General features: G+C 65.7%; 16 protein-coding genes. 7 read left to right on the top strand and 9 right to left on the bottom strand.

What is annotated here, in order from left to right:
• The first annotated feature begins 135 nt into the window (after positions 1–135).
• From VGQ44_13895 to VGQ44_13885, 3 genes are all read left to right on the top strand, one after another.
• Positions 136–1,962 (top strand): M20/M25/M40 family metallo-hydrolase, encoded by a 1,827-nt coding sequence (locus VGQ44_13895; GenBank protein ID HEV8447918.1) that lies wholly within the window; start codon positions 136–138, stop codon positions 1,960–1,962.
• A 400-nt stretch (positions 1,963–2,362) separates the two neighbouring features.
• Positions 2,363–2,749, top strand: coding sequence for a polymer-forming cytoskeletal protein (locus VGQ44_13890; protein ID HEV8447917.1), 387 nt, complete (start codon positions 2,363–2,365; stop codon positions 2,747–2,749).
• A gap of 170 nt (positions 2,750–2,919) precedes the next feature.
• Positions 2,920–3,348 carry a hypothetical protein gene (locus tag VGQ44_13885; protein HEV8447916.1) on the top strand — a complete coding sequence of 143 codons (429 nt, stop codon included), beginning with the start codon at positions 2,920–2,922 and terminating at the stop codon, positions 3,346–3,348.
• A 1-nt stretch (position 3,349) separates the two neighbouring features.
• On the opposite strand, the gene VGQ44_13880 is transcribed toward VGQ44_13885, so the two are convergent.
• A complete protein-coding gene (locus VGQ44_13880; protein ID HEV8447915.1) occupies positions 3,350–3,961 on the bottom strand; it encodes a DUF305 domain-containing protein in 612 nt (203 codons plus the stop codon).
• 150 nt (positions 3,962–4,111) lie between these two features.
• On the opposite strand from VGQ44_13880, the gene VGQ44_13875 reads away from it, so the two are divergent.
• A complete protein-coding gene (locus VGQ44_13875) occupies positions 4,112–4,657 on the top strand; it encodes a hypothetical protein (protein ID HEV8447914.1) in 546 nt (181 codons plus the stop codon).
• A 20-nt stretch (positions 4,658–4,677) separates the two neighbouring features.
• Here the strand turns inward: VGQ44_13875 and VGQ44_13870 are convergent, their stop codons facing one another.
• The 4 genes from VGQ44_13870 to VGQ44_13855 all read right to left on the bottom strand — a co-directional run bounded on the left by VGQ44_13870 (position 4,678) and on the right by VGQ44_13855 (position 9,595).
• Positions 4,678–7,386 carry an ADOP family duplicated permease gene (locus VGQ44_13870; protein ID HEV8447913.1) on the bottom strand — a complete coding sequence of 903 codons (2,709 nt, stop codon included), beginning with the start codon at positions 7,384–7,386 and terminating at the stop codon, positions 4,678–4,680.
• Positions 7,383–7,733, bottom strand: coding sequence for a PadR family transcriptional regulator (locus VGQ44_13865; protein HEV8447912.1), 351 nt, complete (start codon positions 7,731–7,733; stop codon positions 7,383–7,385). The genes VGQ44_13870 and VGQ44_13865 overlap by 4 nt, the downstream gene beginning before the upstream one ends.
• 86 nt (positions 7,734–7,819) lie before the next feature.
• Positions 7,820–8,224 carry an RDD family protein gene (locus VGQ44_13860; protein ID HEV8447911.1) on the bottom strand — a complete coding sequence of 135 codons (405 nt, stop codon included), beginning with the start codon at positions 8,222–8,224 and terminating at the stop codon, positions 7,820–7,822.
• A 156-nt stretch (positions 8,225–8,380) separates the two neighbouring features.
• The gene (locus VGQ44_13855; protein HEV8447910.1) at positions 8,381–9,595 is read right to left on the bottom strand and encodes an epoxide hydrolase; all 1,215 of its coding nucleotides are present in this window, start codon (positions 9,593–9,595) and stop codon (positions 8,381–8,383) included.
• Positions 9,596–9,738: 143 nt separating this feature from the next.
• On the opposite strand from VGQ44_13855, the gene VGQ44_13850 reads away from it, so the two are divergent.
• On the top strand, positions 9,739–11,292 hold the full coding sequence (locus tag VGQ44_13850; GenBank protein ID HEV8447909.1) for an amidase: 1,554 nt from the start codon (positions 9,739–9,741) through the stop codon (positions 11,290–11,292).
• A 123-nt stretch (positions 11,293–11,415) separates the two neighbouring features.
• Here the strand turns inward: VGQ44_13850 and VGQ44_13845 are convergent, their stop codons facing one another.
• Positions 11,416–11,940 carry a hypothetical protein gene (locus VGQ44_13845; protein HEV8447908.1) on the bottom strand — a complete coding sequence of 175 codons (525 nt, stop codon included), beginning with the start codon at positions 11,938–11,940 and terminating at the stop codon, positions 11,416–11,418.
• A 125-nt stretch (positions 11,941–12,065) separates the two neighbouring features.
• Here VGQ44_13845 and VGQ44_13840 point away from each other — a divergent pair, with 125 nt between their 5' ends.
• A complete protein-coding gene (locus VGQ44_13840) occupies positions 12,066–12,749 on the top strand; it encodes a hypothetical protein (protein ID HEV8447907.1) in 684 nt (227 codons plus the stop codon).
• Between the two features lie 41 nt (positions 12,750–12,790).
• Here VGQ44_13840 and VGQ44_13835 read toward each other — a convergent pair whose 3' ends face one another.
• A complete protein-coding gene (locus VGQ44_13835) occupies positions 12,791–12,919 on the bottom strand; it encodes a hypothetical protein (GenBank protein ID HEV8447906.1) in 129 nt (42 codons plus the stop codon).
• Between the two features lie 191 nt (positions 12,920–13,110).
• Between VGQ44_13835 and VGQ44_13830 the strand changes: the two genes are divergently transcribed.
• Positions 13,111–13,764: a cysteine dioxygenase family protein gene (locus tag VGQ44_13830; GenBank protein ID HEV8447905.1), complete on the top strand. Its 654-nt coding sequence runs from the start codon at positions 13,111–13,113 to the stop codon at positions 13,762–13,764.
• Here the strand turns inward: VGQ44_13830 and VGQ44_13825 are convergent.
• Together VGQ44_13825 and VGQ44_13820 are read right to left on the bottom strand one after the other, a co-directional pair.
• Positions 13,712–14,131 carry an MmcQ/YjbR family DNA-binding protein gene (locus VGQ44_13825; protein ID HEV8447904.1) on the bottom strand — a complete coding sequence of 140 codons (420 nt, stop codon included), beginning with the start codon at positions 14,129–14,131 and terminating at the stop codon, positions 13,712–13,714. The genes VGQ44_13830 and VGQ44_13825 overlap by 53 nt on opposite strands.
• 64 nt (positions 14,132–14,195) lie before the next feature.
• Positions 14,196–14,591, bottom strand: coding sequence for a hypothetical protein (locus VGQ44_13820; GenBank protein ID HEV8447903.1), 396 nt, complete (start codon positions 14,589–14,591; stop codon positions 14,196–14,198).
• Between the last annotated feature and the right edge of the window lie 163 nt (positions 14,592–14,754).

Below are 14,754 nucleotides of genomic sequence, written 5' to 3'. Positions count from 1 at the left end.
AGCTTCTGCTGGATAGCTTGCCGCTCGAGGCTAGGCTCGCTTCGAGCTGAAAAATGCATGGCGCCGGGCGGCGAGACTTTCGCCGCCCGGTGCTTTTTGTTTTTGTTCAGTTCCCCCGTTTCCCTCAGTCCAGCCATGGCTCTCCGTCGCCTCCTCCTTCGGTCCTCGTTGGCAAGCGTCGCGCTCGCCGCTTCCGCCGCCGCGCAGACCGCGCCTCCTCCCCACTTCCCCACCGACGACGCCACGCTTCAGCGCATCTGGCGACTCGGCATGGACAGCTCGCACGTCCAGAAGCTGTCGCAGACCCTCTTCGACTCCATCGGCCCGCGTCTCACCGGCGGCCCCGGCATCAAGGCCGCGAGCAATTGGGTCATCAACATGTACAAGTCGTGGGGCATCGAAGCGAAGCGAGAGCCTTACGGAACGTGGCGCGGCTGGCGGCGCGGCGTCTCGCATATCGACCTCGTGTCGCCGCGCGTGCGCTCGCTCGAGGGGATGATGTTGGCCTGGAGTCCCGGCACGAACGGGCGCCCCGTGACGGCGCCGGTGGTCGTGCTCCCGAAGTTCGCCGACAGCACCGAATTCGTGAAATGGCTCCCGAAGGCACGCGGCAAGATCGTCATGCTCTCGCCCGCGTGGCCAACGTGTCGGCCCAGCGAAGACTGGTACCGCTGGTCCACGCCCGAATCGATGGCGCGCATGGACACGCTCATCGCCGAGATGCAGCGCGACTGGGCGGCGAGCTCCGACAGCACGAAGCTCTATCGCGGCACCGGCTACTCGCTGGCGCTCGGCACCGGCACGCTCGGCATGCGTCTCGAGAAGGCGGGCGTCGCGGGGATGATCACGTCGCGCACGAAGTTCTCCGGATTCCCGAACCCGTTCCCGGTGGCGGACAACGGCCGCGGAGGACGAGGCGGTCGCGGAAATCTGACTCCGGGTCCGGCGACCGCACGCGGCGGCGGCGGCCCCGGCGCATCGGTCACCGCGGGCGGCATCGTGCAGGCGGGCAACGCCGGCGAAGGCCGCGGCGGCGGTCGCGGCGGCGCTCCTGGAACCGGTTCCGGCGGCTGGGGGACCATCGAGGTCTTCGAGTCGTACAACAAGATCGCGCCCGCGGTCACGCTCACCTGCGAGGACTACGGGCTGCTCTATCGCCTCGCCGAGAACAATCAGAAGCCGAAGGTCCGCCTCGACCTCGACGCGCAGCTGCTCGGCGAGCAGCCGGTGTTCAACACGGTCGGCACGATCAAGGGCACGGAGAAGCCGAACGAATACGTTATGCTCTCGGCGCACTTCGACTCGTGGGACGGCTCGTCCGGTGCGACGGATAATGGCACGGGTACGATGATGGCCATGGAAGCAATGAGGATTCTGAAAACGGCCTATCCGCACCCGAAGCGAACGATCATCGTCGGCCATTGGGCCAGCGAAGAACAGGGACTCAACGGCTCGACCGCGTTCACCGAAGACCACCCCGAGGTGATGAAGGGTCTCCAGGCGCTCTTCAACCAGGACAACGGCACGGGCCGCATTCAGGGCGTGTCGTCGTCGGGACTGAGCGACATCGGCCACCATCTCAAGGCCTGGTACGAGAAGCTGCCGAGCTTCTTCACCGACAGCACGAGCCCCAACGTGGTGTCGTGGAGCTTCAACGACGTCCCGACCGGAAATCCCGGCGGCACGGACGGCGCCGTGTTCGCCTGCAAGGGCACGCCGTCGTTCGGACTCGGCGCGGTGGGTTGGAATTACGGTACGTATACGTGGCACACCAACCGCGACACGTACGACAAGATTGCGTTCGACGATCTCAAGCACAACGCGACGTTGGCCGCGATGCTCGTGTACTTGGCGTCGGAGGATCCCGACTTCATCGCGCGCGATCGCTCGCCAGGGACGTGGCCGGCGAATTGGCCGCTGAACTGCGGCAAGGCGCCGAGAAAGACAAAGCCGAGGCTATAGCGCATCAGCGTTGCCTCGACCTGCGAAGCGAGCCTAGCCTTGAGCAAGAGCTTGGAGCGTGAGCCGCGAGCTTGGTCGGGGACGGTCCGGCTTGCACGCGGTACCACGGCTACATTGTCGATCCCGGGGGGCGAAACACCATTGCCGTAGCGGGCCCGACCGGGGTTTGTCGAAGAAAATCCACATTCGTGTGACGCACCTGACGGCGGGCGCGTCCATCGGCAAGTATTCCTCTGCACGCAATTCCGCATCTCTAGAGGAGCCCCGAGCAATGGCGATTTGGAAGGACGCAACTTCACCGAAAAAGGACGCCCCGATGACTCCTGCCCCCGCCGCCCCAGAACCAGCTTTCCGAAGAGAGCCCGACTCCTCCATGGACAACTCGTTTAATTCAAGCTCGATGCGCCGTCCCGCGCGCGAGGCGCGTGAATCCATGATTGCAGCCGACATCACCATTGAGGGCAAGATCGAGGGCGCCGGCAACGTGCGCCTCGCCGGTCGCTTCAAGGGTGACGTCAGCATCCAGGGTGACCTCACGATCGAAGCCGGCGCCAAGCTCACCGGAAGCGTGCGAGCCAACGCCGTCGTCATCGCCGGTGAGGTCGAGGGCAACATCGAGAGCGCCCAGCGCGTCGAGCTTCAGGAGACGGGTGTCCTGAACGGAGACCTCAAGGCTGGCACGCTCACCGTCGCCGCCGGCTCGCGCATGCGCGGACGCTCGGAATTCGGCTGGGGTGACGAGGTTGTGTCGAAACCCGCTCTCAAGCTGGGGACAGGCACGCTCTAGTGAGCACGTTCCGAACGCCGGCGGGGGCAACTCGCCTTTGCCCGCATTGCCGGGCAGTAATTCTTCAGAGCGCGAGCAGTTGCCCGGCGTGTAGGAAGCATCTGAAGTTCGAGCCCGGCGCGGCGGCAAACCCCGCGCCGAGCTTTTCCGCGCTGTCCCTCGAGGGCGCGGTGAAGCATCCCAACGTCGGTCAGGCGTGGGAGTACTCGGTCCTCGTTTCCATCAAGAACGAAAAGGGCGAGGAGGTCGCGCGACAGGTGGTCAACGTCGGCGCGCTCGAGCCGGGCGAGCAGCGCTCGTTCAGCTTCTCAGTGGACGTCTTCGTCCCCGAGGCGAAGGTAACGACCCCCGCGACCGGCGAAGCTGCCGTGCCGAGCGCACCGTCGGTCGCGGCGGCAGCCTCTCCCGGTGCGCCGTCCGTGCCGAGCGGGACTCGCCCCGGAATGCCGCCCGCAACGAGCGGAGTGAGACCGGCCGTGCCTCCCGTTCCGCCCTCGTCAGTCCCGAGCGGAACGCGACCCCCCGGATCGCCATCGGTCCCCAGCGGTACCCGGCCCGGCGCACCTTCAGTTCCGAGCGGCACTCGGCCGCGCCGCTGAGCTATTGAGCGGGAGTGGTCACGCTGTGCGTCGGCGACGCCAGCATGGCCTGCATTCGCGCAATCTCACCTCGCTGGTCCGCGTCCACGTCCGACGCGAAGCGAAACATCTCCGATGCCTGCCCCGCACCCGGCGTCGCGAAGAGATCCTTGACCATTTTGATCGCGCCTTCGTGGTGCTGGATCATGTCGGTGAGAAACAATCGGTCGAACGTGGTGTCGCGCGCCTGGTCGAGTGCCGCGAGCTGCGCATCGGTCAGCATCCCGGGCATCATCATCGGATGCGGATCGTTCGGGTCGGGGACGGCCTGATTTCGCTCCTTGAGCCACGTCGTCATCGACGCGATCTCGTCCTTCTGCGAGACGTTGATCTTCTCGCAGAGGAGCTTTACCGAAGGCCCCGCGCCGTGCGTCGGCGCCATCGCCGCCATCTTCAGCGCCTGCCCGTGATGGTGGATCATGCCCTGCATGAAGCGGACATCCGCCGCCGTATAATTGGCGCCCGGCGGGATCTTGATCTCCGCCATCGACATCGCCGGCTGATCCGCGGCGCGACACGCGCCGACCACCAGAGCAGTCGAAGCGCAAACGAGAAACCGAAGTTGCCGAGTCATATGTCTGAATTTTAACCGGTCCACCGGTCCACCCGTCCAACCCGTCCCCCGTTAACAAACCCCGCGAGTCTTGTAAGCCTTTGGCCTAAACAATGGCTCCGCCGGCCGCGCGACGTAGAATGCGACCCGTCGCGCCACCAGGGAGGCCGCATGCGTTCACTCAGCCGAGTCATCACCGTCGCGACTCTCGTCGCCTGCGCGCGAGTCGCACCAGGTCAGACCGGGGCCTCGGCTCCCAGCGGACCTCCGCCGAACCCGTGCGCCGGCAACGCGGATCGGCATCGCTTCGACTTCTGGGTCGGCGAATGGCAGGTCACAACTCCCGACGGCCACGCCGTGGGATCGAGCAGCGTGCAGTCGATGGCCGGCGGATGCGGGTTGCTCGAAAACTGGACCGCGTTGAACGGCACGACCGGCAAGAGTCTCAACGCGTTCAACCCGGCTGCGAAACAGTGGCAGCAGTACTGGGTGGGACAGGGCGGCGCCGTGACCGAGTATCGCGAGAGCGAGTGGCACGACGGATCGTTGTCGCTGATCGCGCGACCCGCGGCGTCAGCGCCCGCGCAACGGCTGCAGCGGCTCACGTTCACACCGGTGAACGACAGCACCGTGCGCCAGCACGGCGAGCTGTCGAACGACGGCGGCGCGACGTGGACGACGACATACGACTTCTACTACCATCGCCGGCGATCGTGAGCGCTCACAGCGCCCGGTGACTACTCGGCGCGCAAGGCTTCGACCGGATCGGCCTTGGCGGCGCGCCATGCGGGAACGAGCGACGCGACCGCGGCGATTGAAAGCAGGGCGATCGCGGCGATCGTCATCGCGCCGGGATCGTTTGCCTTGACGCCGTAGAGGAGCGACGCGACCAATCGACCCGCGGCGAGCGCGAGCGCGACACCGACGGCGACGCCGATTGCGACCGTGCGAAGGCCTTCGCCGAGCACCTGAGACAGCACGTTGCTCGTCGTCGCGCCCAGCGCCGCGCGCACGCCGAACTCGTGCGTGCGTTGGCTCACGCCGTACGACACGCTGCTGTACACACCAACCCCCGCGACGACGAGGGCGAGCAATCCGAACAGCGTGAACAGCGTCGCGCCGAGTCGCCACGGGCGATACTCGGGTTCCATCGACGCGGCCATCGTCGTCGAGCGCGAGTAGACGTTTGGAAATTCGTTGCGCAGCATCGACCGCATTTCGTTGAGCACGGCGGTCGTGCGGCTTGGATCGACGCGCAGGACGATGTCGCCGACGCCCCAGCCGCGGAACGGCATGTGGTCCAATTGGACGTACATGTGCGGCGATGGATCCTCTCTGACTTCCGTGAGCATCGCCGTCTGAGCGACCCCGATCACCGTCGCGCACACCGGCGATTTCTCGAAGCGGATGCACCGGCCGATGGGATCCTCGTGCGGCCAGAGCGCCTCGGCCATGGCCTGATTCACGACCACACCGTAGGGATCACTCGGCCCGGGCGACGGCGAAAAGTCGTGGCCGCGGAGCAACCGCGTCCCAGTCGCGGCGAAGAATCCAGCGGAGACGGCCGTGTAGATCCCGGGCGGTTTCTTGTGCGCGAGTGTATCGGCGTCGGGCGCGTAGTCCATGAACTGGATGGCGTAGATCGGCCGACTCGACGTGTAGGCGACTCGTTCGACGCCGGGAATTCTCTCGAAGCGCTCCCGCATCGCCAGCAAACGATCGGACTGCACTCGTTTCGCCGTGCTGTCGAGAGCGGCGTTGGCGAGCCGAACGAAGGCGAGACGATTCACGGTATAGCCGATGTCGAAGGATTCGACGTTCGACAGGCTTCTTACGAAAAGCGCCGCGCCGACGACGAGCACAACGGACAGCGCTGCCTGCACCACGATGAGCGACGACCGAAGTCGCGACGGGCGCGACGTCCCTTCGCGCGCTCCCGCCTTGAGGGCATTCGTCAAATCCGGCGAGAGCGTTTGCAGCGCGGGCACGAGGCCGGCGATGAATCCTGACGTGATTGCCGCGAGACCAGCGAATGTCAGCACGCGCGGGTTCAACGGCGAATCGGCCCAATGAATCTCGGGAGTCAGCAGGTGACGAAGAAGTGTTCCGCCCCAGAGCGCGGCGATCGCCGCGGCGGCCGCCGCGGCGAGTGCCAACAGGATGCTCTCAGTGACAAGCAGCCTCACGAGCCGCGATCGCGACACGCCGAGCGTGAGCCGGATTGCGATCTCTCGGCGGCGACGCACGGCCCGCGCGAGAAGCAGGTTCACGATGTTCGCGCACGCCACGATCAGCACGATGATCGCGACGCCACCGAGCCGCGTCGCGACTTGTACGCTGCTATCGAGCTTTCCGGGCCCACGCGCCGCGACGATCGCGCCGAAGACCGCCACCGTAGTCGAGTCTTTTCTATAGCCGACGTCCCCTGCGCGCAGCCGGTTTGTCGCCCGTTGAGCAAGCTCACCTTCGCGCGCGTCCGGCGACATACGCATCACGACTTGAAAGCCGTTTACGAACGGACTGCGGTACCATGGCGCCTTTCCCTGCGGGAGACCGGAACCGATCGGTCGCCAAACTTCCGCGGCATCCAGATCGATGCCGGTAAATCGTGGTGGCGTAACTCCGATGATCGTGTAGGGCCGAAGTAGAGGCTTGCCATATCGGTCTTCGAGCAATTCGATCGATCGTCCAACGACCTTGGGATCCGCGTCCAACCGCCGGCGCCAGAATGCATCGCTCACCACCACGACCGCGGCCGGTGCATCGACGCGATCTTCCTCGGCGGTGTAGAAGCGTCCCATCGCCGGCCGAATGCCGAGCACGCGGAAGTAGTTGGCGTTCGCGCTGCTCACCTCCGCCTTCGGCGGATCCTCGCCGATGCCCATCGAGATTGGCCACGGAGGCGTGTACGAGAAGAGATCAGCCTTGTCGCCGAGTGAGGCCAGCATCGCGTCGTAGGACGCGTAGTCGAATCCGGACCAAAACTGTCTGCCGCTCGAGAATCGCCGCTCGCTCCAGAGCCGGCGTATTTCCGCCGGCCTCACCACTCCCGCCGGCGGCCGCACGAAGATCGCGTCGAGCAACGAGAACATCGCCGCGTTCACGCCGAGTCCGAGTGCAAGCGTCACGATGATCGTGAGCGACACCGCGGGGGCGCGACGCAGCGATCGAAGCGAGTAGACGACGTCCTGTCGCAGCGCGTCGAACCACTCGAGCCGGTCGCGGCGGCGAGCGAGGCGATCGTCGATCTCGCGCAACCCACGGCGCACTTCGTCGACGTCGCCGAATTCGGCGATCGCCCGCGCACGCGCCTCGCGGGGCGACATCCCGCTCGAGGTCAGCTCCTCGATGCGCGCTTCGAAGTGGAAGTGCAGCTCGTCGTCGATGTCCGCGCGGACGTCGCGGCGCCAGAAGCGCAGGTAGCGATACCAGCGCGACGCGGTCATGACTCGGCGACCGCCGGAACGGCGACCATCACCCGCGCGACCGCCGCCGCGTAGTCGTTCCACGATTCCGTCTCCGCACGCAGCGCGCGTCGGCCGCCCGCGGTCAGCCGGTAGAACTTGGCGCGCTTCTTTTTGTCGGAGCTGCCCCATTCCGACGACACCCAGCCGCGCTCTTCCATGCGATGCAGCGACGTGTAGAGCGCCCCGTCGAGCACCTTGAAGCTGCCGGCCGATCCGTCACGAATGAATCGCGCGACGCCGTATCCGTGCATCGGTCCCCAGGACAGCGCGCGCAGCACGAGCACGTCGAGCGTGCCCTGCAGTAGGTCGAGTTCGCGGGTCGTCATGCTCGGCACGATACAACGATCCGGTCACTACATCAAGTGTTGAGGCAATGGCCGCTGAGCCGCGGGCCCGGGGGGCCGGGGAACCGCTAATCTGCCACGATCACGACCGTTCCCGCGGCCTTGTCGCCCAAACGCTGATGCTCTTCGCCGAAGATGAACAGCGCGTCGATCGGGCCGAGGATCGAGAAGACGTTGCGGATGAACGAATCGCCCCAGCCGCACGGCGCGCCGGTGTCTGCATCGACGACGCGCATGCCGAGCCATTGCTTGGCAAAGCTCTGTCCGCCGTGCAGCCCGTCGCCGAAGGCCAAGTAGAGCGCCATCCAGACCCAGGCAGCCTTTCCCCAGATGGCTCCGAGCACCGGGTTGAAGCCCATGATCGCCGGCGTGAGCGCGAGCGGAATGCCGCCGAATGCGCTGTCGATCATCTGGCCCACGAAACGCTGCCATCGCGTCGCGAGCTGCAGGCGGACCGGCATTGCGGTGCTCATGCTGCAAGATACAAATCGTTGTTAACGACTAGCGGGAAACCGGGAGCCGGGCACCGGGATACCGGGAGTGCGTGACACGACGGAGCCTCATCATCGGTTCACCTGGTCTCGCCGTTCCGGTATCCCGGTACCCGGTTTCCCGGTAACCCGAGAGCGTCAGTCTCCGCTCTTGAACAATTCGCTTCGCATCGCGGCCATCATGCCGCGAAATGGCCGAAAGAAGGTGCGGAGGTCGTTTGCGAGGAGGTCCGGCTCCTCGAGCGCCGCGAAATGGCCGCCGTGCGGCATCGGTGTCCAACGCTGAACGTTGTAGAACCGTGCCGCCCATTCGCGCGGCGGGCTGGAAAGATCTTTCGGGAACATCGCGAACGCCGCCGGCACTTCGTCCGAGCCCTTCCATTCATTCAACTTCTGGCGTAGCCAGGTCATCGCTCCGGCTTGAGTCACATCGTAGTACGGAAGGAACGACGAGTTGATCGTCTGCGTGACCCAGTACAGCATGACGTTGGCGAGCAGTTCGTCCTTGGTGAACGCGCGTTCGACGTCGCCGTCGCAGTCGCTCCAACGACGAAACTTCTCGACGATCCACGCGGCCAGTCCGGCCGGCGAGTCGTTCAGGCCCGTCGCCACGACCTGGGGCTGCGCGCCCTGAACGAACGCGTACGCTCCTTGGCTCGGCTGAAACTTCGCGACGAAGTCGAGATAGTCCCGCTCGGCGCGACTCGGATCAGTGGGCGCCCCGGCGAGGGCGTGATAGAACGGAACGTCGGTGAGGTGAATCGCCAACACCGCGTCGCTGTGATCGCGCGCGAGAAAATCGGTGATCGTGCTTCCCCAATCGCCGCCGTGGGCGACGTAGTGGTCGTAGCCGAGCACGCGCGTCATGAGGTCGTGCCACATGTCGCCGACTTGAAATAGCGATGTGCCGTCATGCGGCTTGTCGGAGAATCCGTATCCTGGGAGGCTCGGCGCGACGACGTGAAACGCGTCGGCGGGATCGCCGCCGTACGCGGCGGGGTCGGCCAGCATCGGAATGAGCTTGGCGAACCGGAGCACCGAATCGGGAAATCCGTGCGTGAGAATGATCGGCAGCGGATCGGGCCCTTTTCCCTGTTCGTGAATGAAATGAATGATCTGCCCGCCCTTCACGTCGGTACGGAAGTTCGGGAAACCATTCAGCGAGTCCTCTTGCGCTCGCCAGTCGAAGGCGCTGTGCCAGTAAGCGACGAGCTCGCGCATGTACGGAATGCTGAGCCCGTGGCTCCAGCCGGGATCGTTGAGGTCGTCGATCCACCGGGTCGCCTGAAGGCGGCGTTGCAGATCGTCGAGAACCGCTTGAGGAACGTCGATCGTGAACGGAACGGCTGTCATTGACACCTCGGAGTGAGGGTCGTACGTCCCGCAGAGCCCGTGCCTCCGAGGCGTCCCCCACGACATTGGGGCGCGTTGGCGCGGAACTCGGAGCCGCCGTAGCTTCTGCGCCGCGATCCTCCCTCCTTCCGCTCCCCCATCCGATGCAGGATCCGATCAGTCGCCGCACCTTCAACCAGATCGTCGGCGCCGCGGCTCTGGGCGGCATCCTTCCCACGCTTCAACAATCAGATCCGATGCCGGAGAACGGGGCGGGACCAGCGACGCGGCCTTCACCTTCACCGCTCTCGAATTCGAGCGATGAGCTCTGCACGCTTTCAGCCATCGAGCTCGCGCGCCGCATTCGCCAGAAGCAGGTGTCGGCGCGCGACGTCATGACCGCGCACCTCGCCCGGATCGAGCGCGTCAACCCGAAGATCAACGCGATCGTGACGCTCGTCGCCGACCGCGCGATGGCCGACGCGGCGAGAGCGGACGAGCAACAGGCGCACGGCCGCCCGCTCGGCGTGTTGCACGGGCTGCCGGTCGCGCACAAGGATCTCGTCCCGACCGCCGGCATCCGCACGACGTTCGGGTCGCCGTTCTACAAGGACAACGTCCCGACGAAGGACGCGCTCATCGTGACGCGCATTCGCGCGGCGGGCGCCATCACGCTCGGGAAGACGAACACGCCCGAGTTCGGCGCCGGATCGAACACGTTCAATCCGGTGTTCGGCGCGACGCACAACCCGTACAATCTCGCGAAGACGGTGGGTGGGAGCAGCGGCGGCGCGGCCGCGTCGCTCACGACCGGGATGGTACCGATCGCCGACGGCAGCGACACGGGCGGATCGCTGCGCAATCCCGCCGCGTGGAACAACGTCGTTGGATTCCGGCCGTCGCCGGGCCGCGTACCACACGAGGACGGCACCTGGTCGCCGCTTTCGACGAGCGGACCGATGGCGCGCACCGTCGCCGACCTCGCGCTCTTCTTCAGCGCGATCGCCGGTCCGCTCGCCAGCGATCCGCTCACGATCGACGAGGATCCCGCGCGCTTTCGGGCACCGCTCACCCGCTCGTTCAAGGGAGTGCGCGTCGCCTGGTTCAAGGATCTCGGCGGAATACCGTTCGAGCCGGAGATCACGCGTGTCGTGAACGCGAATCGCAAGTCGTTCGAGCAGCTCGGTTGCGTGGTCGAGGACGCCGAGCCCGATTTCAGCGGCGTCGACGAAGCGTTCCCGGTCATTCGACATCTCTCATACCACTCGAGCTATGCGGCCCTCGCGCGCCAGCATCCCGACCTGGTGAAGGCGACCGTGAAGTGGGAGATCGCCGAGGCCGAGCGTCAGACCGCGGCCGACGTGGCGCGCGCGAGCGTGCGCCAGGCCAAGCTGTACCACGACACGACGGAGTTTTTCCGGAGGTACGAGTACTTCGTGCTTCCCGTGACGCAGGTCGAGCCCTTCGACAGCACCACCGAGTATCCGACGTCGATCAACGGCGTGGCGATGCCGACCTACATCGATTGGATGCGCTCGTGCTGGTACGTGACCTTCATGTCGAACCCGGCGATCTCGGTGCCGGCGGGGTTCAGCGCGAGCGGACTGCCCGTCGGGCTACAGATCGTGGGACGTCATCGCGGCGATTGGAGCGTGCTGCAACTCGCGCACGCGTTCGAGCAAGCGACGCGTCACGGCGAGCGTCGTCCCGTCGTCTAGACCGCGTTCAGCGTTTCGTGGTGGGAGCCCGCCATGCGCACCGGGGTCGCGGTTGCGCGCGCTACGCTCGGTCCCGTCTCGCTGTTCCGGTATCCCCGTGCCCGGTGACCCCGTGACCCGCAGTTATCCGCGGAGCTCCTCCTCGGCGCGGCGTTCGTCTTCGGCGGTCGGGCCGCGCGCGGCTCGGTTGATCTGGCGGATCGCGCCGAGGTGGTAGGCGAGATGCGCGACGCTGCCGGCGACCCAGCCCAACTCGCGCCCGCTCAGTTCGCGCGGTTTGGCGAGTGCGGTGACCCACGCTTCGGCCTCGGCGCGTAGATCGTCGCGGAGCGTCCGCCACTCGGCGTCGGTGACGACGCCTTTCTTCCAACTCGCGGTCCAGTCGGCGTCGTGCCATGGCGCGACTTCGCCGTTCGACCATCGGTTGAGCAGCGAGAGTCCGTAGCGCAGGTGATCGGCATGCGCCGCGATCGATGATCCGCCGTCGTGCGGAGCGGACGCCGCGGCCGCGGATACACGCTCGAGCGAATCAACGAGTCCGTGGTCGCCGCGGTTCAGCATGTAGGTGCCGTCGCGCGGATCCGGCGACCCGTGCACGAGCTCGCGCATGAGGGCGGATAGTGTATCCGAAAACGCTTCTGTATTCATGTTTGAACACTAATGAATGTCGTGTCGAGTAATGTCCGGTTCGCGGCGGAATTCACGGAGTCTAAGGCGCACGTGAGCGAAAGAAAATGAGTCGCTCACACCACGACTCACTGGAGAAAGTCGCAATGTCCAATCCCACCCGACTCAACCGCTCGATCGTTTCGGCAGTTCTCGCGGTCGCGGCATCCGTTCTCGCCGTCATCGCGCGTCCGGCGCCGATTCTCGCGCAGTACGCCGTCGCCGCGGCCGCGGCGCCCGGCATTCAGCCGAGCAACCGCTGGCTCGACGGTCTCAAGGCGAAGCACAAGCAGTTCTTCGACAACCCGTCGCCCAACGGTGGCATCGCGCTCGTCCACGTCTTCGAGTACTACGAGACGTACAACAAGGCGTTCAACGTGAAGGACGCCGACGTCAACGCGGTGCTCACGTTCTACGGTGGCACGACGTTCTTTGCGCTCACCGACGCCGCGTGGGCGAGGTACCAGCTCGGCGAGTTCCTTCAGGAGAACGATCCGGCCACCGGCAAGCCGGTGCTGAAGAATCCCTGGCGCACGTCGCCGACGATTCTCGGCATGTCGCTTCCGGCGGCGAGCATCGAGGCGCTTCAGAAGCGCGGCGCGACGCTCATCGTCTGCAACAACGCGCTCGAGATCTTCTCGGGTCTGCTCGCCGCGAAGCGCGGCCTCGATTCGAAGGTGGTGTACGAGGATCTCAAGGCGAACATCATTCCGGGTATCAGTCTCGTGCCCGGCATGGTCATCGCGGTCGAGCAGGCGCAGCGCGCCGGCCTCACGTACCATCGCCAGTAACCAATGGTAACCGCGCCGACACGGGCAACGTTTCGGCGCAGCTACTGCCGCTCGTCGTCGAGTTCCGGCCGGAGTCGCTCGAGCGCGAGCAAGTACGCCAAGCCTGAGCTGACGAGGACCAACGTCACGGCGGTTGAATAGATGGCCCCGGCCTGGGCGCTCTGCGCCACACCATTGTCGGCGACGCGCCGTAGAGGGCGACGAGCGAGGGATCAGCCCACTCACCGTCACGATGAAGCCGACTTGGATGCGCGCTCCTTGCGACCGATCGCACGAGCGACCTAGCATGGACGCATTCATGCGGCGTTCCCCCGATCCACAGCCCCGGTCGGAGGCGGCGCATCTCGAGCGAGGCTCTACCGTGTGCAATCAAGACCACTGGCACGATCACGACAGATTCGGATTTCTCGTGGATGCTCCGGCGGTTCGCGGATTGGTCGAGGAGGTTCAGCGGCGTTCGACTGTCGACGACGTCGCCGAACGCATCGAGCGGCTCAAGCCGGCATTCGGAAAATTGCTGTCGACCGACGGTTGGCTGCCGGACGAGTACACGCGAGCGGACACCGCGAGCCGAATGGGCGACGGCATCGGCCAATATGCGCTCTACCGCGCCGAGGACGGCTCGCTCTGTCTATTCGCGCTCGTCGTTCCGGCGGGCGCGGCCACCCCGGTGCACGACCACCTCGCGTGGGGACTCGTCGGCATCTACAGGGGTGAGCAGCACGAGACCGTCTACCGCCGTCTCGACGACGGCCGCGACGAAAAGCGTGCGCGGCTCGAGGTCGCCAAGGAGCAAACGCTGAGTCCCGGCGAGTTCTACCCGCTCATTCCACCGTTGGACGACATCCACTACGTACGCACGACGTCAGCCGAGCCGTCGATCTCTATTCATCTACTGGCGAACGACACCGCGTGCGTGTGGCGGCACAGGTTCGATCCGGCAGCGGGAACGGTGACGCCGTTCAGGTCCGGCTACGCGAACGCGCCTTGCGCCGAGGAGACGGCGGACCCGTAGGCTGCTCGACGAGATCGGTCGGGGCCATGCACCGCCAGGCCTCCTCGAGCAACATGCGCAGCTCGCTGACCTTCACCTCGGACAACCGCACCAGGATGGCCGGAAATCCGTTGTAGTGCGGCTCGGTGAAAAACTTCTTCGGCTCGGCGGCGAGCAGCGCGTCTTTCTGTCCCAGGTTCGCCACCCGCACGGCAAGCACCGCCGGGTTGGCCACGCGCGGCTTCTTGGGGACGACGCGCTCCATCCAGACCCAGGCGAAGCCTTTCGGCTTTTTCTTGTTGCGAACCGAGAAGGCAAAACGGCCGTCGGTCTCCTCGGTTTCAGGAAACGAGAGCGCGATGCGGCGGACGTCGGATCGTGTCGCCATGGCTACGAAAGACATTAACGCAGCGGCCACCGCCGCGCCGCCGACGAAGCGACGCGGACTTCGACTAGCGCGCCCGTGGACCGAAGAACAATGTCAGCGGTTGCGTGATCGCCACCTGACGGTAAAGAACGGAATAGCCGCCGTTCGTCGGCGTCGCGATGTGCTCGGCGCCCGACACATCGGATCTGAGACGCAACCTGCCCCAGGCATCGGATTCGACCGAGCCGCGATCGCGAATATCGAGAAGGCCACGCGGATCGAGGTGACGCTGGCCGGATTCGTCGATGGTGACCGCGTACCACGCGTAGTGCAGCAGCGTCTCGAATCGCGGCGACCCCTGCTCCAGCGTCAGCGTGAGCGTGCCCCGCTCCAAATAGATCTCACGATATTCGACGAGGCCCTGGAGATCGACGGAGTCCCCGCTGTCGAAAGCGGGCAACGCATTGTCTTCGACGCGCACTAGGTCGAAGTCAGGCTGCGGTTCCGTGTGTGGTGTGGTGGCGAAATCGCGCCCGCACGCGACGACCGCGGCGCTGGCCAAAACGAGCCAAATGAGGGGAGAGCCCAGGATTCCGAATTCCAGTGTGAGTTCTTCTGAGTCGAACGCAGAAGAACGGGGACAC

The organism is Gemmatimonadaceae bacterium (assembly GCA_036003045.1).
In the GTDB taxonomy this organism is placed as follows: Bacteria; Gemmatimonadota; Gemmatimonadetes; order Gemmatimonadales; family Gemmatimonadaceae; genus JAQBQB01.
The sequence above is the reverse complement of the archived record's forward strand: the minus strand, read 5'-3'. Positions and strand labels throughout refer to the sequence as shown.

Coding starts and splice junctions, on each gene's coding strand:
- VGQ44_13895 (HEV8447918.1), top strand. CDS start 136: ATGGCTCTCCGTCGCCTCCTCCTTCGGTCCTCGTTGGCAAGCGTCGCG.
- VGQ44_13890 (HEV8447917.1), top strand. CDS start 2,363: ATGCGCCGTCCCGCGCGCGAGGCGCGTGAATCCATGATTGCAGCCGAC.
- VGQ44_13880 (HEV8447915.1), bottom strand. CDS start 3,961: ATGACTCGGCAACTTCGGTTTCTCGTTTGCGCTTCGACTGCTCTGGTG.
- VGQ44_13875 (HEV8447914.1), top strand. CDS start 4,112: ATGCGTTCACTCAGCCGAGTCATCACCGTCGCGACTCTCGTCGCCTGC.
- VGQ44_13870 (HEV8447913.1), bottom strand. CDS start 7,386: ATGACCGCGTCGCGCTGGTATCGCTACCTGCGCTTCTGGCGCCGCGAC.
- VGQ44_13865 (HEV8447912.1), bottom strand. CDS start 7,733: ATGACGACCCGCGAACTCGACCTACTGCAGGGCACGCTCGACGTGCTC.
- VGQ44_13860 (HEV8447911.1), bottom strand. CDS start 8,224: ATGAGCACCGCAATGCCGGTCCGCCTGCAGCTCGCGACGCGATGGCAG.
- VGQ44_13855 (HEV8447910.1), bottom strand. CDS start 9,595: ATGACAGCCGTTCCGTTCACGATCGACGTTCCTCAAGCGGTTCTCGAC.
- VGQ44_13850 (HEV8447909.1), top strand. CDS start 9,739: ATGCAGGATCCGATCAGTCGCCGCACCTTCAACCAGATCGTCGGCGCC.
- VGQ44_13845 (HEV8447908.1), bottom strand. CDS start 11,940: ATGAATACAGAAGCGTTTTCGGATACACTATCCGCCCTCATGCGCGAG.
- VGQ44_13840 (HEV8447907.1), top strand. CDS start 12,066: ATGTCCAATCCCACCCGACTCAACCGCTCGATCGTTTCGGCAGTTCTC.
- VGQ44_13825 (HEV8447904.1), bottom strand. CDS start 14,131: ATGGCGACACGATCCGACGTCCGCCGCATCGCGCTCTCGTTTCCTGAA.